At 67.8% G+C, this 18,931-nt stretch carries 15 protein-coding genes; 7 read left to right on the top strand and 8 right to left on the bottom strand.

Annotated features, from left to right (window positions below; genetic code table 11):
- Positions 1-182 precede the first annotated feature (182 nt).
- The 4 genes from ACN22W_RS20840 to ACN22W_RS20825 form a co-directional block, all read right to left on the bottom strand.
- A complete protein-coding gene (locus ACN22W_RS20840; protein ID WP_419689238.1) occupies positions 183-1,883 on the bottom strand; it encodes a mechanosensitive ion channel family protein in 1,701 nt (566 codons plus the stop codon).
- Positions 1,884-1,968: 85 nt separating this feature from the next.
- Positions 1,969-3,444 (bottom strand): efflux transporter outer membrane subunit, encoded by a 1,476-nt coding sequence (locus ACN22W_RS20835; protein ID WP_419689237.1) that lies wholly within the window; start codon positions 3,442-3,444, stop codon positions 1,969-1,971.
- Positions 3,441-6,641, bottom strand: coding sequence for an efflux RND transporter permease subunit (locus ACN22W_RS20830; RefSeq protein ID WP_419689236.1), 3,201 nt, complete (start codon positions 6,639-6,641; stop codon positions 3,441-3,443). The genes ACN22W_RS20835 and ACN22W_RS20830 overlap by 4 nt, the downstream gene beginning before the upstream one ends.
- Positions 6,642-6,652: 11 nt before the next feature.
- The gene (locus ACN22W_RS20825; protein ID WP_343495348.1) at positions 6,653-7,930 is read right to left on the bottom strand and encodes an efflux RND transporter periplasmic adaptor subunit; all 1,278 of its coding nucleotides are present in this window, start codon (positions 7,928-7,930) and stop codon (positions 6,653-6,655) included.
- A gap of 619 nt (positions 7,931-8,549) precedes the next feature.
- On the opposite strand from ACN22W_RS20825, the gene ACN22W_RS20820 reads away from it, so the two are divergent.
- From ACN22W_RS20820 to pcaG, 6 genes are all read left to right on the top strand, one after another.
- Positions 8,550-9,158, top strand: coding sequence for a hypothetical protein (locus tag ACN22W_RS20820; protein WP_419689235.1), 609 nt, complete (start codon positions 8,550-8,552; stop codon positions 9,156-9,158).
- Positions 9,159-9,254: 96 nt separating this feature from the next.
- Entirely contained in the window at positions 9,255-10,514 is a 1,260-nt protein-coding gene (locus ACN22W_RS20815) for a DUF3300 domain-containing protein (protein WP_419689234.1), read from the top strand.
- Positions 10,515-10,533: 19 nt separating this feature from the next.
- Positions 10,534-11,469 carry a DUF2950 domain-containing protein gene (locus ACN22W_RS20810; RefSeq protein ID WP_419689233.1) on the top strand — a complete coding sequence of 312 codons (936 nt, stop codon included), beginning with the start codon at positions 10,534-10,536 and terminating at the stop codon, positions 11,467-11,469.
- Positions 11,470-11,718: 249 nt separating this feature from the next.
- Positions 11,719-12,468, top strand: coding sequence for a DUF4410 domain-containing protein (locus tag ACN22W_RS20805; protein ID WP_419689232.1), 750 nt, complete (start codon positions 11,719-11,721; stop codon positions 12,466-12,468).
- 138 nt (positions 12,469-12,606) lie between these two features.
- On the top strand, positions 12,607-13,314 hold the full coding sequence (gene pcaH, locus ACN22W_RS20800) for a protocatechuate 3,4-dioxygenase subunit beta (RefSeq protein ID WP_034179751.1): 708 nt from the start codon (positions 12,607-12,609) through the stop codon (positions 13,312-13,314).
- Positions 13,315-13,317: 3 nt separating this feature from the next.
- Positions 13,318-13,911 (top strand): protocatechuate 3,4-dioxygenase subunit alpha, encoded by a 594-nt coding sequence (pcaG, locus tag ACN22W_RS20795; RefSeq protein ID WP_419689231.1) that lies wholly within the window; start codon positions 13,318-13,320, stop codon positions 13,909-13,911.
- Positions 13,912-14,381: 470 nt separating this feature from the next.
- Here pcaG and ACN22W_RS20790 read toward each other — a convergent pair whose 3' ends face one another.
- Positions 14,382-15,161, bottom strand: a complete 780-nt coding sequence (locus tag ACN22W_RS20790; protein WP_419689230.1) for an AraC family transcriptional regulator — start codon at positions 15,159-15,161, stop codon at positions 14,382-14,384.
- Positions 15,162-15,303: 142 nt separating this feature from the next.
- Here ACN22W_RS20790 and ACN22W_RS20785 point away from each other — a divergent pair, with 142 nt between their 5' ends.
- Positions 15,304-16,083 (top strand): alpha/beta fold hydrolase, encoded by a 780-nt coding sequence (locus ACN22W_RS20785; protein WP_419689876.1) that lies wholly within the window; start codon positions 15,304-15,306, stop codon positions 16,081-16,083.
- A gap of 35 nt (positions 16,084-16,118) precedes the next feature.
- Here ACN22W_RS20785 and ACN22W_RS20780 read toward each other — a convergent pair whose 3' ends face one another.
- Genes ACN22W_RS20780 through gsiD form a run of 3 tightly spaced genes read right to left on the bottom strand, consistent with a single transcriptional unit; the run spans position 16,119 to position 18,930 of the window.
- Positions 16,119-16,946: a M55 family metallopeptidase gene (locus ACN22W_RS20780; RefSeq protein WP_419689229.1), complete on the bottom strand. Its 828-nt coding sequence runs from the start codon at positions 16,944-16,946 to the stop codon at positions 16,119-16,121.
- Positions 16,943-18,037 carry a P1 family peptidase gene (locus ACN22W_RS20775; RefSeq protein ID WP_419689228.1) on the bottom strand — a complete coding sequence of 365 codons (1,095 nt, stop codon included), beginning with the start codon at positions 18,035-18,037 and terminating at the stop codon, positions 16,943-16,945. Before ACN22W_RS20775 ends, ACN22W_RS20780 begins: the two co-directional genes overlap by 4 nt.
- A complete protein-coding gene (gene gsiD / locus ACN22W_RS20770) occupies positions 18,037-18,930 on the bottom strand; it encodes a glutathione ABC transporter permease GsiD (protein ID WP_129517173.1) in 894 nt (297 codons plus the stop codon). The genes ACN22W_RS20775 and gsiD overlap by 1 nt, the downstream gene beginning before the upstream one ends.
- Position 18,931 lies beyond the last annotated feature (1 nt).

The raw sequence follows: 18,931 nt of genomic DNA, 5'->3' as shown, positions 1-18,931 counted from the left end.
TCAGGAACGGAAACGGAAAGGCGGGGTTGCGTCATCGTGCGTATCGCACCGGACTTCGGCGCTGGCTCCATCGGTTGGGATGGATTCATTCTGGCGGACCGGCGGAGTCGCAGCGCTCGGAAAATTCCGAGACCGGGCCGGAATCGCCTGAATCCGGCCCAAACGACGCGCCCGCGAAAGCGTTACGCCGCGTCGCCGGGCGTCGAGCGGTTGCGCGCGGGATCGGTCGATGCCGGCGCCCGGTACCAGTCCGCTTGCGGCACGACGACGGACTGGTCCGGCTGCGCGCGGAAATGCGGCGACATGATCTGCACGCCGTGCTCGTTGAACACGTCGACGATATGCGCGTGCAGGTCCGACTGCACGCGCGGATGCAGTTCCGGCCGATCGAGCGGCGCGACCAGCGAGTATTCGATGTAGTAGTCGGACAGGCTCGTCTGCAGCACCAGCGGCTCCGGCTCGGCGGGCACGTGCGGCGTGCGGCGCGCGGCTTCCTCGAGCATCGCGCGCACCTGCCGCCACGGCGCGTCGTAGCCGATCGTGACCGACGCGGACACACTGGCCTTGCGCCCCGACAGGCGCGTCGTGTAATTGACGACGACCGAGTTCACGACGACGGCATTCGGAATCGTCACTTCCTCGTTGCGCACGGTCGCGATCTTCACCGACAGCGCGTCGATCGCCAGCACGACACCGGTGGTATCGCCGATCTTCACGAAATCGCCCTTGCGCAGCGCACGCGCATAGACGACCACGATCCCGCCCATCAATTGCGTGACGACCCCCGACGAACCGAGCGTGACCATGAAACCGAGCAACACGCTCAAGCCCTTGAATACTTCGCTCTGCGAACCGGGGATATACGGATACGCGAACGTGATGCCCAGCACCCAGATGCCGATCGACACGAGCCGGCGCGTCGCGCCGATCGTCTCCTGATGCACGCCCGGCACGGCCAGCCCGCCGCCCTGGATCGCACGGAACAGGTTCGCGACGAAGCTCTGCACCGCGCGCGTGAGCAGGAAGATCACGATGACGGTCACGATGCCCGGCACCGCGTCGACGACGGCCATGCCGATCCGGCCGGCCAGGTCGAGCAGGAACGCGCTCAGCCGCGCGCCTTCCTGTTCCGTCGCCGGAAAGCGGTCGAGCACGAAGATCAGCCACGCATACACCGCGAGCCCGATCAGGAACGCGGCGATGAGCTGGACGAGCTGCCGCACGAGCTGGACCGCCGAGCCGGACCAGTCGAAGCGCGTTGAGGTCCGGCGCAGCAGGCCGTCCTCGAGCGTGCGCTGCAATCGCACCTGCAGCAGCGTGCGCATTTTCAGCACGACCCATACGATGGCAGCCAGCACGAACGTCGCGGCAATGCTGAACAGCACGCCGCGCAGCAGGTTAGGCCAATGCAGCGTCGCGCGCCGGGCCGCGAGTGCCGCGGCGAGATTCTCGCGCGTTGCCGCGACGAGCTGCTCCGTCGTTTCGGACGACGCCGCATCGGCGTCGTCGCGCGTGACGACGAACAGGAGGTGGTTGCCGAGCCGGAACACCGTGCCTGTCACACCTCCGAGGGCCGCGTCCGCCGTCTCGACCGGCAGGGTGAGCGCCGCCTCGGGCAAGGTATCGAGCATGGCGCGCGCCCGTGCGGCACGCGCCTGCGGCGGCGCGCCGGCCACGTCGCCGCGAAACACGACGACCGTATGCCCGGAAAAGCGCAATTCGGCAGGCTCCGGCGCGGTGGCGCCGGCCGGGCCGGATACGGCGGCAGCCATGCCCGGCAGCGCAAACGCAACGGCGATGACGGCGCCGACGATCCGCACACAGGCCGCAAGCCATGCGGGCGCCGTCGCCGGGCGCCCACGCAGTCCCTTCAGGTTCAACATGCGTTCAATCCATGCGCCCGGCGGGCGCCCAAAAAACGATTGCCACCGCGCGCCTGGCCACGCACCTTCATGCCGCACATGGCGATCAGACGGCACCCTGTGGATGCGGCACGGCCGGCGCGGGCGCCGCGACCGACGGCTCGCCGGCACTGCGCACGTCGTCCGGCAGCGCGCCCCACCCGCCGCCCAGCGCCTTGTACAGTGTCACATAGCCGTTCAGCAAGTCAACGCGCCCCTGCACCGCGGCGAGTTGCGCGCTGAACAGTTTCTCCTGCGCGGTCGTCACCTCCAGGTAGCTCGAGTAGCCGCTTTCGTACCGCGCACTCGACTGCTTCGAATAAACCGTCAGCGCGTCCTGCTGGTTGTCGAGGCTCGCGAGCCGCGACTCGGCCTCGCGCGTCGTCGCATAAGCCGTGTCGACTTCCGCGAGCGCCGACAACACGGCACCCTGATAGGCGAGCCGCGCCTGTTCGCTTTGCGAGCGCGCCGCACGCACCTGCCCCTGGATCGCACCGCCCTCGAAGATCGGCTGCGCGACGCCGGCCGACAGCCCCCAGATGCGCGACGCGCCGTGCCAGAGCCCGCCCATCGTGCCGGCTGCCTGCCCGATGAACGCGCCGATATCGAGCGACGGCAGGTAGAGCGCCTCGGCGGCGCCGACCAGCGCGTTGGCCGCGACCGCCGTCTGCTCGGCCTGCAGCAGGTCCGGCCGGCGGTTCACCAGCGCGACCGGCGTATCCGCGCCGAGCGGCGGCGGCGTCAGCGCGCCGATCGGCTGGCCGCGCGCGATCGGGCCCGGCGCTCGGCCGAGCAGCACCGACAGCGCGTTCTCCGTCTGCGCGATGCTCGCGCGCAGCGGCGGAATGGCGGCCTGCGTCGAATAGTAGTCGTCCTGTGCCTGGCTGAGCTCCACCTCCGAGATCACGCCGTGCGCGTAGCGCAGCTTGAAGATGTCGAGCGCGTGCGCGCGTGAATCGAGCGTCTGCTGCGCGATCGCGAGCTGTGCGTCGAGCCCGCGCAAGTTCAGGTATCCCTGTGCGACCGACGCAGCGAGCGACAAGGCCACGCCGCGCCGCGCATACTCGGCCGCCCACAGGTCCGCGCGGGCTGCCTCGGTCTGACGGCGGATCTTGCCCCACAGATCGATTTCCCAGCTCACGCTGCCGCGCAACTGGAACTGGTTGCCCGGCTCGTCGAAACCCGCGAGCGGCGTGCCGGCGAACACCGAGCGCCGTTCACGGCTCGCACCGAACGATGCGCCGAGCTGCGGAAACAGTCCGGCGCGCGCCGCTTCGAGCTGGCCGCGATATTGTTCGAGCCGCGCCACGGCGACGCGCGCGTCGTAGTTGTTGCGCACGGCCTCGTCGACGAGCGACGCAAGCACCGGATCGCCGAACGCACGCCACCACGCGATGTCGGGATCGACCTGCATCGACGGTGCGGGCGCATTGCGGTATGCGTCCGGTGCGGCGGTCGGCGCACGCGCGTAATCGGGGCCGATCGCGCAACCGGCGAACGACAGGCATCCCGCCAGCGCCAACGTCAGGTAACGGGCCTTCATCGCGCGTCTCCTTCGCCGTGCTGCGCACCGGACAGCGTCGCGCCCGGCGGAACCGAGCCGCCCGCGTCCGCATCCGGCGCCCGCGGCCCGCGCGACAGACGCTCGGCCAACAGCGAAATCAGGTTGAAGAACAGCGGCACGAACAGCAGCGCGAGCGACGTCGCCGCGATCATCCCGCCGATGATGCCGGTGCCGATCGAATGACGCGCATTCGCGCCCGCACCGAACGCGATCGCGAGCGGAATCGCGCCGAGGATGAACGCCAGCGACGTCATCACGATCGGGCGCAGCCGCAGCCGCGCCGCTTCGATCGCCGCTTCGAGCGCGCTCAGCCCTTCCTTGCGCTTTTCCACCGCGAATTCGACGATCAGGATCGCGTTCTTCGCGGCGAGCCCCACCAGCGTGACGAGGCCGATCTGGAAATACACGTCGTTTTCGAGCCCACGCAACCAGATCGCCACCAGCGCGCCGAAGATGCCGAACGGTACGGCGGTCAGGATCGACAGCGGCAGCGTCCACGATTCGTACTGTGCGGCCAGGATCAGGAACACCATCACGATGCCGAACGCGAACACGGCGACCGTCGTGTTCCCGGCCTTCTGCTCCTGGAACGCCTCGCCGCTCCATGCGAATGCATAACCGGGCGGCAACGTCGCGCGCGCGACCTCCTCCATCGCGGCGATCGCCTGCCCTGAGCTGTAGCCATCCGCCGCGTCGCCGGTAATCTTCGCCGCCGGAAAGCCGTTGAAGCGCGTCTGGAGATCGGGGCCGCTGATGTAGGACGCCTTCACGAGCCCGGCGATCGGCACCATCTTGTTGTCGCCCTGGCGCACGTAAAGGTTCTGCAGGTCCTGCACGCGATCGCGATACTGCGGCTCCGCCTGCAGGATCACCTGCCACACCCGGCTGTCGAGCGTGTACTGGCTCACGTAGGCTGAGCCGAACAACGTCTGCAGCGTTCCATACACCTGCGAGATCGGCACGCCGAGCGCGGCGGCCTTGTCGTTGTCGGCCTCCACGCGCAGCTGGCGCGACGACGACTTGATCGTCGTCATCAGCTTCGCGAGTTCCGGACGCTTCGACGCGGCCGCGATGAGCGCGCGCGTCGTCGCCTCGAGCTGCGCGGCCGTCCCGTCGCTGCGGTTCTGCACCCAGAACTCGAACCCGCCCTGCGTACCGAGCCCCGGAATCGACGGCGGCGCGACCGGCACGACGACGGCCTCCTGGATCTCGCGCAGTTGCGGCACGAGCGAGCGCATCACGCCGAGGATCGACAGTTCGAGGCTGCCCGAACGCTCCTTGAAGTCCTTCAGCGCGATGAACACGGTGCCGGCATTGGTCTTGTACTGCCCGTCAACGAAGCTGTAGCCCGACAGCGCGGACGCATCCGCGACGGCCGGATGCTTGCGGAACAGCGCCGCGACCTGCTCGGTGGTCTGCTGCGAACGATCGAGGCTGGCCGAATCGGGCATGAAGATCGCCGCGAGCGCGTAACCCTGGTCTTCGTTCGGCACGAAGCTGCTCGGTATGTGCGCGAACAGCCCCCACACGGCCACCAGCATCGCGCCGCACAGCACGACCGACAGCAGCGCACGCCGCATCACCGCGCGGACCATCGCCGTATAGCCGGCTGTCAGGCGCTCGAAGCGCGTGTTGAACCAGGTGAAGATGCGCCACGGCTTGCCGTGCGTCGGTTTCAGGATCATCGCGGCCATCGCGGGCGACAGCGTCAGCGCGACGAACCCCGAGATCACGACCGACACGACGAGCGTCAGCGCGAACTGCTTGTAGAGCATCCCCGTCGTGCCGCTGACGAACGCGACCGGGATGAACACCGCGGACAGCACGAGCACGATCGCGATGACGGGCCCCGTCACTTCCTCCATCGCCCGCAGCGTCGCATCACGCGGCGACAGGTTGAACTCGTGCATGTTGCGTTCGACGTTCTCGACGACGACGATCGCATCGTCGACGACGATGCCGATCGCGAGCACCAGCGCGAACAGCGTCAGCAGGTTGATCGAGAAGCCAAGCGCGAGCAGCCCCGCGAACGTGCCGATCACCGAGACGAACACCGCGATCACCGGAATCACGGTCGTGCGCCAGCTCTGCAGGAACACGAACACGACGGCGACGACGAGCACGATCGCCTCGACGAGCGTTTTCACGACTTCGTCGATCGACGCCCGCACGAACTCGGTCGTATCGAGCGAAACCTTGGTCGCGATGCCTTGCGGCAGCGTCGCGTGCATCTTCTCCAGCGTGTCGCGCACGCCCTTCGAGACCTGCAGCGCGTTCGAACCCGGCTGCTGGTACACCGCGATGATGGTCGCGGGCTTGCCGTCGAGCGACGAGCGCAGCGCGTAGCTGTTGAGCCCGACCTCCGCGTGGCCGATGTCGCGCACGCGCACCGCGGCCGCGTTCTGGCTCGCCGCGCGCACGATGATGTTGTCGAAGTCCGCCGGCTTCGCGAGGCGTCCGGGCGTCACGATCGGAAAGCTCAGCACCGTGCCTTTCGGGCTCGGCGCCTGCCCGATGCTGCCCGCACCGTATTGCTGGTTGTAGCTCGCGACCGCGTTCTGCACGTCGGTCGCCGTGATGCCGAGCGCGGCCATCCGGTCGGGCTTCAGCCAGATCCGCATCGCGAGATCCGCGTCACCCATGATCTGCGCCTGGTTCGCGCCCGGCACGCGCTTGATCGCGTCGAGCACGTACAGGTTCGCGTAGTTGCCGACGTACTGCTGGTCGTAGCGTCCATCCGGCGAATAGACCGCGATCAGCATCAGGAAGCTCGACGAGCGCTTCTGCACGTTGACGCCGTTCTGCTGCACGGCGGTCGGCAACTGCGCGAGCGCGAGACTCACGCGGTTCTGCACCTGGACCTGCGCGATGTCCGGATCGGTGCCCGTATCGAAATATACGTTCAGCGACATCTGCCCGGTGGGCGAACTGGTCGACTGCATGTAGATCATGTTGTCGACGCCGTTGACCTGCGTCTCGATCGGCGCGGCGACCGTTTCGGCGACCGTCTGCGAATCGGCGCCCGGATAGGTCGCCGTGACGGTGACCTGCGGCGGCGTCAGCTCCGGATACTGCGCGATCGGAAGATTGAACATCGCGACGAGGCCACCGATCACGATGACGAGCGACAGGACGACCGCGAACACCGGCCGCTTCACGCAAAACGCGGATAGCATGGGCGGTCTCCTCAGCGGTTCGCAAGCGTGGCCGACGGCGCCGATGCGGCGGCCGCGGCGGCGGTGCCGGATGCCGGCGCGTCGGCCGCATCCGCCGGCAGCTGACGCGACACCGCGACGGGCGCACCCGCACTCAGCTTGAGCGCGCCGTCGACGACGACGTTCTCTCCGTTCTGCAGGCCCTCGCTGATCAACCAGCGATCGCCGACCGTCTCGCCGACGGTCACCGGGCGCTGCTCGGCCTTGAAGGTCGCCTGGCCTGCCCCGCCCTTGTCGGCCGACTCGACCACGTACACGAAATCGCCCTTCGGGCCGTGCATCACCGCGCGCTGCGGCACGGTAATCGCCGCCGGGAACGTCGCACCCAGCACGCGCGCGCGGACGAACTGCCCGGGCCTGAGCACGGCCTTCGCATTCGGCATCTCCGCACGTACGAGGAACGTGCCGGTCTGCTGGCTATAGGTCGAATCGGCGAACGTGATGCGGCCGCGCTCCGGATAGACGGAGCCGTCGCTCAACGTGATCTCGACTTCGTAGCGGCCGTCCTGCGGCGCGACCAGGCGCCCTTCCTTGCGCGCGTTTTGCAGTTGCAGCATCTGGTTTTCCGACACGCTGAAATTCACGCGCATCGGCGACAGCGCCGACACGCTCGTGAGCTGGCTGTTCTGCGCATTGACGTACGCGCCTTCCATCTGCGAAGCGAAACTGGAGACGCCGTTGATCGGCGAACGAACGTACGTGTAGGACAGGTCGAGCTGCTTCGCCGCGAGGTTCGCGCGCGCCGCATCGACCGCGGCTGCCGCTTCATGCTCGCTCGCGACGGCGTCGTCGAGATCCTTCTTGCTGAGTGCGTTCTGCGCGGCAAGCGGCTGCACGCGCGCGAGATTGGCCCGCGCGCGCCCGAGCCGCGCCGTCTGCTGCGCAAGCTCCGCCTTGGCCGCATCGACCTGGACCTGGAATGGCTGGTGGTCGATCTCGAACAGCAGTTGCCCGGCCTTCACGTCCGAGCCTTCCACGTAGTTGCGCTTGACGAGGAAGCCCGACACTCGCGAGCGGATTTCAACCTCGTGATCGCTTTGCGTCTGGCCGACGAACTCCATCGTCGCGGGCGCCGCCTGCGCGCCGACGCGCTGCGCCGTCACCTGGGCCGGACCCGAGGCGGGCGGCACGCCGCCCGGCTTGCAGCCGTATAGCGCCGCGAGCGTCGCGGTCAGCGCGATCGCGCCACGCGCGGCGACGCCGACGGATGTCTGGGAATCGCGCTTCGACGCCAGGCCCGGTTTTCTCATGGTCAGTCCTCGTAGATCTGCACAGTCGGGAAATCGCCGTCGCCCGCCGTGCGGCCGGCGGCCGGCGCGGAGCAGAACGACTCCACGCCGATTCGCGGCTCGAATAACGCGCGCACGAAGAACGGACAATGCCTTTTACCTGTTCTATGAATACGAATTCCAGGAAACGTCATTAAGTCGAAAATATAAATAGACCTGGCAATTACCAGCCGACATCGATTCCATTGAAATTCGACGGATGATTCTGCCCCAGAAAAACAGGCCTTACAAATGCATACAATGCATTGGACATCGCGTGATCGAAAACGCATCATCATCGCCTGTCAGCCCGGCCGGCCGGATCGGATCCTTTGTGCATAGGCTTCTCCGGGATGACCGAACGACGATCGGACAATCGAACGCCCTGCCCGCAGCGATGCATGAATGGCATTGCCGGCACCGGTCGCAAATAGGCGTTTCAATTCCGCCGATTATCGTGAATCCGGGCCTCGCATCCATGGCTCACCATTTCAAACGATATTTCCGGAGTATTTTCGAGAACTTTTTTCCGATGCACGGAGCGTTTTCGGTAAATATTGAAGCAGTTTTCCGGACAATTATTGATAACGAGGGAAATGAGATGAAAATGTCCGTCATCGCGGCAACGTTGCTGGCCTCCGCGCTGAGCCTGAACGCCCATGCGCAAGATGCTCAAGACACGCAAGCCAAGCAGGACAAGCTCGCGACGGCCACGCAGGTGCTGATCGACAACGTCGCGCCGCTGGAGATGCAGGCCCGAATCGTCGAGATCGATCACGCGGCCCGCACGCTGGTGCTCGAAGGCAAGCGCGGCAACTCGGTGCTGATCGCCGTGCGCCCGGACGTCAACGGATTCGACGACCTGAAGGTCGGCGACACCGTCAAGGTGGCGTACAAGAGCGCATTCCTGCTGACCGCCGACAAGGTCAAGGGCGGCAACGGCGGCATCCGCGAACGCGTCGAGACGCAGACCTACGCACCGGGCGGCACCAGCTACGACTCGACGCGCAAGGTCGAGGTCGTCGCGACCGTGTCGAAGATCGATACGAAGAAGCGGCTGGTCACGTTGCGCGGCGCGACGCGTACGCAGACGCTCTATGCGAATCCGGCCATCGACCTGAAGACGCTGAAGCCGGGCGACACCGTGCACGCGGTGTTCCAGTCGGCCACTGCCGTCGAGATCGTGCCCGGCCAGGCCGTCGCCCAGTAACGCCCACGCTCGCGGTCCGGCGGTCGCGCCGGACCGCGGCACGCCCATGCCGGTGTGCGCCCGCTATCGCCCTCATCCGTCGAACAGGAGAATTCCATGACGACCACGCCATGGCTTCGCCGATCGCGCATTGCGCTTGTCTGCGCGATGCTCGCAGGCTCCGCCGCCTTCGTCCTCGCGTCGGTCGGGCAGGCCCATGCGCAGACGCAGGCCAAACTGTCGAGCCAGCAACTCGACTCGCTCACCGCGCCCGTCGCGCTTTATCCCGATGCGCTGCTCGCGCAAGTGCTGATGGCCGCGACCTTTCCGGATCAGGTCAATGCCGCGGCGGCGTGGGCACAGGCGCATTCGAACCTGAAGGGTGACGACGCCGTGAAGGCTGTCGCGTCCGAACCGTGGGACCCGAGCGTGCAGTCGCTCGTCGCATTCCCGCAGGTGCTCGCCACGATGGCGTCGAAGCCCGACTGGACCGCGCAGCTCGGCAACGCGTTCCTCGCGCAGCCGAACGACGTGATGGATTCGGCGCAGCGGCTCAGGCGCGCCGCCCAACAGGCCGGCCATCTGCAATCGAACAGCCAGCAGAAGATCGTCGTCGAACAGAGCACGATCCAGATCCAGCCGGTCAATCCGCAGGTCGTCTACGTGCCGACCTACAACCCGACCGTCGTCTACGGCACGTGGCCCTATCCGGCCTACCCGCCCGTCTACGTCCCGCCGCCGCCCGGCTATGCGGCCGTGAACGGCCTCGTCGCGGGCCTCGCGTTCGGCACCGGCGTCGCGATCACGAACGCGCTGTGGGGCGGATTCGACTGGAATCATCACAACGTCAACATCAACGTCAATCACTACAACAACATCAACGTGAATCACCGGATCAGTTCGACAACGAACGTGACGCACTGGAACCGCAGCTCCACGACGGTTTCGGACCGCCGCACCACCGTCGACCGTTCGACGCACGACGCGTATCGCGGCCGCGACGACTCGCGCACGCGCGCGGAGCAGACGCTCCAGACGCGCACCGGACAGCATGTGTCGGGCTCCGCGTCGGACCGCGTCGGCGCGATCCGGCAGGACGACACGCACGACCGCACGCACGCATCGACGCGGCAAGGCAATGCCGACCTGCAGTCGCGCGCGCAGTCGGTCAACCGTGACGGCGCGCTGCGCGGCGCCGGCGACGGCAACGCGGCGCGCCAGGACGTGCAGCGCGGCCAGGCGAGCCGTCAGGCCGCAACGACACGCGCCGGCGGACTCCAGGCATCGCGCACGGAAACCACGACGACGCGCGGCAGCCGGCGCGAACGCGACAGCAGCCTGCGCGCAGAAGGCGGCCGCTTCGGCCGGCAACGCTAACCCGCTCGAGGAGCTCACGATGAACCGTTCCTTCCTCCGCGCGATGCGCAGCCATGCAGAATCTGCATCGAAGCGGCGCGCCCGAAGCCTGCTGGCGATCCCGGCACTGCTGGTCGGCATGCATGCCGCGCACGCGCAGACCGTCTTTCCGACCGCCGACGCCGCGGCGCAGGCGTTCGTCGACGCCGTCGCAACCAGCGACCCCGACGCGCTGCACCGCATCCTCGGGCCGGACGCCCGATCGATCGCGACGCCGGGCGGCTTCGATCCCAACGACATCGACCTGTTCCTGGCCGCCTGGTCGAAAGGCCACAAGATCGAGACGGCGCCCACGTCCGACGGCCGCTTGCCGACCGCCCACCTGCTCGTCGGCGACAGCGACTGGCCGCTGCCGGTGCCGATCGTCGAAACGAAAGCGGGCTGGCAATTCGACATCAAGGGCGCGCGCGACGAAATCCTCACGCGCCGCATCGGCCGCAACGAAAACGCGGCGATCCTGACGTCGCTCGCGTACGTCGACGCGCAACGCGACTATCACGACGGCACCGGACGCTACGCGGCCCGCCTCGTCAGCACGTCGGGCCAGCGCGACGGGCTCTACTGGCCGACCGCGCCCGGCGAGCCGCCCAGCCCGCTCGGACCGCTCGCCCAGGTGATGGGCAACCAGACGACGGCGAACGAGGCCTATCACGGTTATCACTACCGGATCCTGACGGCACAGGGTGCGCACGCGCCGGACGGCCCGCGCGACTACCGCTCGAAAGGCGGGCTGTCGGACGGCTTCGCGCTCGTCGCGTGGCCCGCCGCGTACGGGCAGACGGGCCTGACGACATTCATCGTCGACGCCGACGGCCAGGTGTACGAGAAGAACCTCGGGCCGCGCACGGCGAAAGTCGTCGAGTCCATCCGGGCCTACGACCCCGATCCGTCGTGGCGCGCCGTGACGCCGCCCTGACGCCCACTACGCAAGCTTCCGCGACCGCGGGCGGGACGGCCCAGCCGCCCCGCTTTCCCGCGCCCAGCGGCGGATGTTCGGCGGCGGCCGGTGGGCGCGGCCGCACTTAAAACGCTCGATTACCGCAGAGCTTCGGACACGCTGCCATATGCGAACGCCGAGCATCCGCCGCTGGGCAGTCGTCGCCACTCCCACGGCCCCTGCCCCCCGACCGGCCGGCGTGCGGACCTGACCGAACAGGACAAGACCATGACTGTAACGAACCGTACACGCGGCCGCCGCCGCACGATCCTCGCCGTCTGCGCGCTGCTCGCGCTCGGCGGCTGCGCCGGCGGCGACATCCACGACATGAAGTCGTATTCGAACCGGCAACTGCCTCGCCCGGACGAGATTTACGTGTATCCGTTCGCCGCCGATTTCGGCGACACGAGCACCGATTCGGGCCTGCTGTCGCGGCTCGAATCGTCAGGCGATCCCGCGACGACCCGCCACGCGATCCAGCAGGAAGCGTTGCAGGTACGCGACGCGGTGACCGATGAAATCGTGAAACGCCTGCGCGACGGCGGCCTCCCCGCCCTGCGCGCGACCGCGACGCCGCCGGCCGGCCGCAACGTGCTGATCGTCAACGGCGCTTTCAGGAAGGTCAGCGCAGGCAACCGCACGCGCCGGCTCGTGATCGGGCTCGGTGCAGGCAAGAGCGACGTCGAAACCGATGTGCGGCTCTGGTACCAGGCGGCCGACGGCACGCCTGAACTGGTCCGCCGCTACGACGCGAGCGCCGAGGGCGGCAAGGAGCCCGGCATCGCCGAAACCGCCGGCATCGGCGCGGCGATCGGCCATCTCGGCACGTCGCTCGGGATCAGCGCAGGCGCGCATGCGGCGACCGAGACGCTGCGCGACTCGGTCAACGACGACGCGAAGCGCGTGGCCGACACGATCGCGAAGGAAATCGGCGACTTCGGGCAGGCGCAGGGATGGACCGCATCGGGCACGCCGTAAGCCGGCCCGGCCCGGAGCGCGCGCGTCAAATATAACGAACCGTTATGCGTCTCGCGAAAAAAGGTCATTTTGCATAACTTTCCGGATTGGCTACAGTCCTGCCATCCACTTCGCGAAATACCTATCAGGAGACGCCCGATGGATTCCCCCACGATCCTCACGCCGCGCGACTGGCCGTCGCATCCGGCCTATGTCCACCCCGAGTACCGCTCGTCCGTGAAGCGCGGCCCGACCCGCCCGCTGATCCCGCTGAAGGACAAGCTGCGCGACCAGTACGCGCCCGTCTACGGCGCAGAAGATCTCGGCGCGCTCGACCACGACCTGACGAAGAACGCCGTGAAGAACGGCGAGCCGCTCGGCGAACGCATGGTCGTCACGGGCCGCGTGCTCGACGAAGGCGGCAAGCCCGTGCGCAACACGCTCGTCGAGGTATGGCAGGCGAACGCGGCCGGCCGCTACGTGCACAAGGTCGACCAGCACGACGCGCCGCTCGACCCGAACTTCCTCGGCGCGGGGCGCTGCCTGACCGATGACGAAGGCCGCTACCGCTTCCTGACGATCAAGCCCGGCGCGTATCCGTGGGGCAACCATCCGAACGCGTGGCGCCCGAATCACATCCACTTCTCGCTGTTCGGCGATTACTTCGGCTCGCGTCTCGTCACGCAGATGTACTTCCCCGGCGACCCGCTGCTCGCGTACGACCCGATCTTCCAGGGCACGCCCGAGGCCGCGCGCGATCGCCTGATCTCGCGCTTCTCGATGGACATCACCGAAGAAGGCTATGCGCTCGGCTACGAATTCGACATCGTGCTGCGCGGCCGCGACGCTACCCCGATGGAGCGCTGAACCATGACGACGCTAAAGCAAACCCCTTCGCAGACGGTCGGCCCGTACTTCGCCTACGGCCTGTGCCCGCAGCAATACGACTACGACCTGAAGAGCCTGTTCACGCCGACGATCGCCGCGACGCACGCCGACGGCGAGCATGTGCTGCTGGTCGGGCAGGTGTTCGACGGCGACAGCAACGTCGTCGGCGACGCGGTGCTCGAATTCACGCAGGTAGACAGCGCAGGTCGCTACCCGGCGTCGCGCGACGACATCGCGAAATCCGGCTTCACGGGCTTCGCACGGGTCGGCACCGGCACCGATGCGCAGCAGCGCTTCGTCGTCGAGACGGTGAAACCGGGCCGCATCACGGCCGACGACGCGCCGCACATCAACGTGACCGTGATGATGCGCGGGATCCTCACCCATGCGTTCACGCGCGTGTACTTCGACGACGAAGCCGCGGCGAACGCGGTCGACCCCGTGCTGAACGCGGTGCCGGCCGAGCGCCGCGCGACGCTCGTCGCGAAACGCGACGCGCAGCCGGGCCGCCCGACCGTCTACCGCTTCGACATCCGCATGCAGGGGCCGGACGAAACGGTGTTCTTCGACGTGTGACGCACGCCCGCGCAGGCCGGTTTCGAATGCCGACACACCGCCGCGTGGCGCGAATCCGACAGGGAGCGCGCCACGCGGCGTTTTTCGTGTTCCGCCGAAATCTTTCGATGCTGCAGCGCATCGCGCCGACGCACGGTTGCCGATGTCCATTGGCCGGGGCTTCTGCCCCCACATCGAACACGCGATTCAAACGCATGCTGCGAGAGCACATGAATCGTCGGAAAAGCACGATTACGTTTGCGCGTTATGCGGCGTATTCTTGGGTATCAAAGACGAGCCGGCAGGATTCAATCGGAAAAAGCAACAATCCCACAAGTCATGCGCGCACCGCCCTTGCTGGCTGTTCGCGCATTTTTTCTGACCGAGTGCCTTTAAACGCGTCTGACCAAATTTGGCAGGCGCGTATTTTTTTGCCTTGCCGCTACGACCGGCGAACGGGCATCACCCGCACCGGCGCCGTTCTCTTTCGGTCAGCGGCGAATCTCCAGATACCGGCTCGGCGTGTCGCCCAGAATGCGCCGAAACGCCGACGTAAACGCGCTGGCGCTCGCGTAGCCGAGATCGAGCGCGACGCGCGTCACCGGCTGCCCGTCGCTCAGGCGGGCAATCGCCGCGAGCATGCATACCTGCTGACGCCATGCGGCAAAACTCACGCCCGTCTGCGCGCGGAACTGCCGCGTGAACGTGCGCCGGCTCACGCCCGCGTCGACGGCCACCTGGTCGAGATCGGCCGCGATCGACGGCGACGCGAACAGGTGCCGGCAGACCTTCGCCAGCCGTGCGTCGGCCGGCAGCGGCGCATGCAGCGATAAGCGCGGCATCGTCGCGATTTCCGCGACCAGCAGCGCCATCAGCTTGCCCGCGCGCCCGTCGACGTCGTACAGGGCCGGCAGGTCGATCGCATCGTCAATCAAATGCCGCAGCAGCGCAGACACGCCATACACGCCGCACTGCTCGGGCAGGCCCGCCGCCTGCGCGGCGTCGCCCGACACGAACGTGTTGAGCATCGTGACCGGCCCGGTCATCGTCATCTCGTGCCGTACGCCGGCCGGCACCCAGCACGCGCGCTGCGGCGGCACCAGCCAGCGCCCATGCGGCGTCGACACGCTGATCGTGCCGCGCGACGCGAACGCAAATTGCCCGCGCCCGTGCGCGTGGTCCGGAAACGTCGTGCCCGCAGCATAGTCGTTGGCGGTCACGACCACGCTCCGGGGAATGTGTTCGTAGGGATCTAACAGCGTATTTCTCACGGCCCGAATTCCATCATCAATGACCCGATATCGAAGGCGGGTCACCTTCGATCGATCTACGATCCGCTCCACCCTTGCGCGACCTGACGGCCGCAAGACCCGTCGGCCTGATCGGCCGGATTTCAACACCCTCGGAGCGGACATGCCGAATACGTTTCATCGCGTGGGGGACGGCCCCCACCCTGTTCTCGTGCTGCACGGCTGGTTCGGCGACGCCCACGCATTCGAACCCATCGAAGCGTGGCTGTCGCGCGAGCACTTCAGCTATGTATTCATGGACTTCCGCGGCTACGGCCGCATGCGCGACGCACGCGGCGACTACACGATCGACGAGATCGCCGCCGACACGCTCGCGCTCGCCGACGCGCTCGGCTTCCCGACCTTCAGCCTCGTCGGCCATTCGATGGGCGGCATGGCGATCGAGAAAGTCGCCGCCATCGCACCCGAACGCGTACGCGCGCTGGTGCCGATCGCACCCGTGCCGTGCGGCGGTCTGCCGTTCGATGCCGAGCGGCGCGCGCTATTCGAACGCGCCGCCGACCATGTCGCCGATCGCAGGACCATCATCGATCGCAGCACGGGCGGCCGGCTGCCCGCCGCCTGGGTCGAGTGGAAAGCCGCGTATTCGGCCGCCCATTCGTCGCCGCAGGCATTCGGCGCGTACTTCCGCGCGTGGGCCGATACGGATTTCAGCGACGAGATTGCGGGCGTGCATCCGGTGAAAGTGCTGATCGGCGAGCACGATCAGGCATTCGATGCGGCGCTGATGGCGCGCACCTACCTGCGGCGCTACCCGCGCGCCAGCGTCGACGTACTGCGCAACGCGGGCCACTATCCGATCAACGAGACGCCGCTCGCGCTGGTCGCGGCGATGGAAGCGTTCCTGCTCGCCTCGACGGCGCATCCCGCCTTCAGCGGCTGACACGCTGCGTGCAAGCGGCCTCGTTGCAGCACGCATCACCGCAGCATGAACGACATCGCCGACAGGCTGTTCAGCGTGCGCACCACGTGCTCGACCGAAGGTCCGTCGAAGCGCAGCGTCACCGCGTCGACACGTTCGAGCGACGGCAGCACGCAGAACAGGTCGGCGAGCGCGGCCGTCTGCACGCGCAGCGTGCACGCCGCCGGTGCGGGCCGATGCGCGCCCGCGCGGCGACCGGACGACAGTGCCTGCGCAACCGTTTCGCGCGCGGCGGTTGCGATGCGGGCACACGACGCGGCGGGCGTGAGCGTATCGCCGCTCGATGCGCCGCCGGCCGTCTTGACCGTCTCGAAACGCGCATCCGGAAACAGCGGCTGGGTTTCTTCCGCGAACACGTCGTCGCCCGTCGCCAGCGCGACGTGCGCGCCATATTCGCGCGCCAGCGCGCCGTACAGCCCGGCTTCGCCGAGCTCGACGCCGTTCAGCCACACCTGCGTGAACGCGAAACTGTTGATCGTATGCGCGAGCACGCCGCGCGTCTGCGACTTCGCGTGATAGCCGATCATGAACACGAGGTCGGGCTGCTGTTCGAGGCCCGCCATCATCCCGAGCGTGCGCGGCTTGCCGAGCACGACGCGCGTGCGCGCATCGAGCCCGTCGGGCAGCAGGTTGCGATAGCCGCCATGCGAATCGTTGATCCAGACGGCCTGCGCGCCGCCCGCGAACGCGCCTTCGATCGCCGCGTTCGCTTCGGCGGTCATCCAGCGGCGCGCGCGCTCGTATTCCGGATTGCCGGCGCGCGTCTGCTCGGTGGCGAACACGCCGGCGACGCCTTCGATGTCGGTCGAAATCAGGATCTTCATGAATAGTTGGGACGGTGTACGTTGAGCAAAGGGTCGAGATCGGGCACCGCGTCGCGCAGCGATTGCCGCACGTGGCCGTCGCGGCCGGTCACGGTAACGGCCTGCAGCAGCGCGTCGACGATCGCGCGCTCGACGCTGTCGGCCGCTGCCGCGAACAGCGGATCGAGCATTGAATCGGCCAGCAACGCCGGTAGCGAAACGTAACGGGCGTCGTGCGCGATCGTGCCGGCGGTCGAGAACGCCAGCGCGATGTCACCGCTGCCGTGTCCGTAGACGGACCCGGTGCGCGCCAGCCCCGCTGCCGCGCGTCGCGCGAGCCGCGACAGTTGCCGCGCGTCGAGCGGTGCGTCGGTCGCGAGCACCATGATGATCGAGCCCTGCTCGGGCGGCGGCGCCGCAACCGCGGCAGCGGCACGTGCAGCGCGCGCGGCGGCGATCTGCCCGACCGGCACGCCATCGAGCGTCAGCATCGGCAGCCGGCCGAAATTCGCGAGCACGAGCACGCCGACCGTATACATGTGGCCGGCCGCCACGGCAACCCGCGACGCCGAGCCGATCCCGCCCTTCAGGTCGAAACACGACATCCCGCGCCCGGCGCCCACCGCGCCGCGTGCGACGTCGCGCGACGCCGCGCGGCATGCGTCGTCGTAATGCGCGGCCGTGACCGCGAACGCCTGGATGTCGTTCAGGTAACCGTCGTTGCACTCGAACACGAGCGGATTGACGGTCGGCCAGTCGCGACCGATGGCCGGATTTGCGGCGATCGCCGCGCGGATCTGCGCCTGTGCAACCGCGCCGACACCGAACGTATTGGTCAGTGCGATCGGCGTCTCGAGCGTGCCGAGCTCGTCGACCTGCACGAGCCCGACGCTCTTGCCGAAACCGTTGATCACGGCCGCGCCGGCCGGCACCTTGCTGCGGTACACGTCGCCCGGATGCGGCTTCACGACGGTCACCCCCGTCTGCACGTTGCCGGCATCGAGCGTGCAATGGCCGACCGTCACACCCGGCACGTCGGCGATCGTGTCATGCGCGCCGGTCGGCAGCACGCCGCCGCGCAACGCGCCGTTGAATCTGCTGCCTGTCGCCATCAACGGCGCTCCAGCTTCGGATCGAGCGCGTCGCGCAGCCCGTCGCCGAGCAGGTTGAACGCGAGCACGGTCAGGAAGATCGCGACGCTCGGGAAGATCGCGATATGCGGCGCCGTTACCATGTCGGCGCGCGCCTCGTTGAGCATCGCACCCCACTCCGGCGTCGGCGGCTGCGCGCCGAGCCCGAGGAACGACAGGCTCGCGGCCGTGATGATCGACGTGCCGATCCGCATCGTGAAGTAGACGACGACCGACGATACGGTGCCCGGCAGGATGTGCCGCATGATGATCGTCCAGTCCGACGCGCCGATGCTGCGCGCGGCCTCGACATAGGTCATGTGCTTGAGCATCAGCGTGTTGCCGCGCACGAGCCGCGCGAACGCCGGGATGCTGAAGATCGCGACCGCGCAGATCACGTTGACCATCCCGTTGCCGAGGATCGCCACCACGCCGATCGCGAGCAGGATGCCCGGGAACGCGAACAGCACGTCGGCGACGCGCATCGTGATGCGGTCCCACCAGCCTTCGTAGTAACCGGCGAGCAGCCCGAAGAACGTGCCGATCAGCGCGCCGAGCGCGACCGAGAAGAAACCGGCCGCGAGCGAGATGCGCGTGCCGGCGATGATCCGGCTGAAGATGTCGCGGCCGAGCGAATCGACGCCGAACCAGTGCACGACCGACGGCCCCGCGTTCAGCGCGTCGTAGTCGAAATAGTTCTCCGGATCGAACGGCGCGATGTGCGGGCCGACGAAGGCCAGCACGACGAGCGCCAGCACGAAACCGCCCGCGACGAGCGCGACGGTCTGCTTGCGGAACTTGCGCCAGAATTCGCGCCACGGCGTACGGATCTCGGTCGCGGCGGCCGGCGCCGCGGTCTGGACAGTCGCGTTCATG

It is taken from the genome of Burkholderia theae, from assembly GCF_048565265.1.
Taxonomy (GTDB): domain Bacteria; phylum Pseudomonadota; class Gammaproteobacteria; order Burkholderiales; family Burkholderiaceae; genus Burkholderia; species Burkholderia theae.
This window is presented reverse-complemented; position numbering and strand designations above follow the sequence as displayed.

Excerpts from the sequence above, each read along its gene's own strand:
- ACN22W_RS20780 (WP_419689229.1), bottom strand. The coding sequence starts at position 16,946 with ATGAAGATCCTGATTTCGACCGACATCGAAGGCGTCGCCGGCGTGTTC.
- ACN22W_RS20805 (WP_419689232.1), top strand. The coding sequence starts at position 11,719 with ATGACTGTAACGAACCGTACACGCGGCCGCCGCCGCACGATCCTCGCC.
- ACN22W_RS20820 (WP_419689235.1), top strand. The coding sequence starts at position 8,550 with ATGAAAATGTCCGTCATCGCGGCAACGTTGCTGGCCTCCGCGCTGAGC.
- ACN22W_RS20835 (WP_419689237.1), bottom strand. The coding sequence starts at position 3,444 with ATGAAGGCCCGTTACCTGACGTTGGCGCTGGCGGGATGCCTGTCGTTC.
- ACN22W_RS20775 (WP_419689228.1), bottom strand. The coding sequence starts at position 18,037 with ATGGCGACAGGCAGCAGATTCAACGGCGCGTTGCGCGGCGGCGTGCTG.
- pcaH (WP_034179751.1), top strand. The coding sequence starts at position 12,607 with ATGGATTCCCCCACGATCCTCACGCCGCGCGACTGGCCGTCGCATCCG.
- ACN22W_RS20830 (WP_419689236.1), bottom strand. The coding sequence starts at position 6,641 with ATGCTATCCGCGTTTTGCGTGAAGCGGCCGGTGTTCGCGGTCGTCCTG.
- ACN22W_RS20785 (WP_419689876.1), top strand. The coding sequence starts at position 15,304 with ATGCCGAATACGTTTCATCGCGTGGGGGACGGCCCCCACCCTGTTCTC.
- gsiD (WP_129517173.1), bottom strand. The coding sequence starts at position 18,930 with ATGAACGCGACTGTCCAGACCGCGGCGCCGGCCGCCGCGACCGAGATC.
- ACN22W_RS20810 (WP_419689233.1), top strand. The coding sequence starts at position 10,534 with ATGAACCGTTCCTTCCTCCGCGCGATGCGCAGCCATGCAGAATCTGCA.
- ACN22W_RS20825 (WP_343495348.1), bottom strand. The coding sequence starts at position 7,930 with ATGAGAAAACCGGGCCTGGCGTCGAAGCGCGATTCCCAGACATCCGTC.
- ACN22W_RS20815 (WP_419689234.1), top strand. The coding sequence starts at position 9,255 with ATGACGACCACGCCATGGCTTCGCCGATCGCGCATTGCGCTTGTCTGC.
- pcaG (WP_419689231.1), top strand. The coding sequence starts at position 13,318 with ATGACGACGCTAAAGCAAACCCCTTCGCAGACGGTCGGCCCGTACTTC.
- ACN22W_RS20840 (WP_419689238.1), bottom strand. The coding sequence starts at position 1,883 with ATGTTGAACCTGAAGGGACTGCGTGGGCGCCCGGCGACGGCGCCCGCA.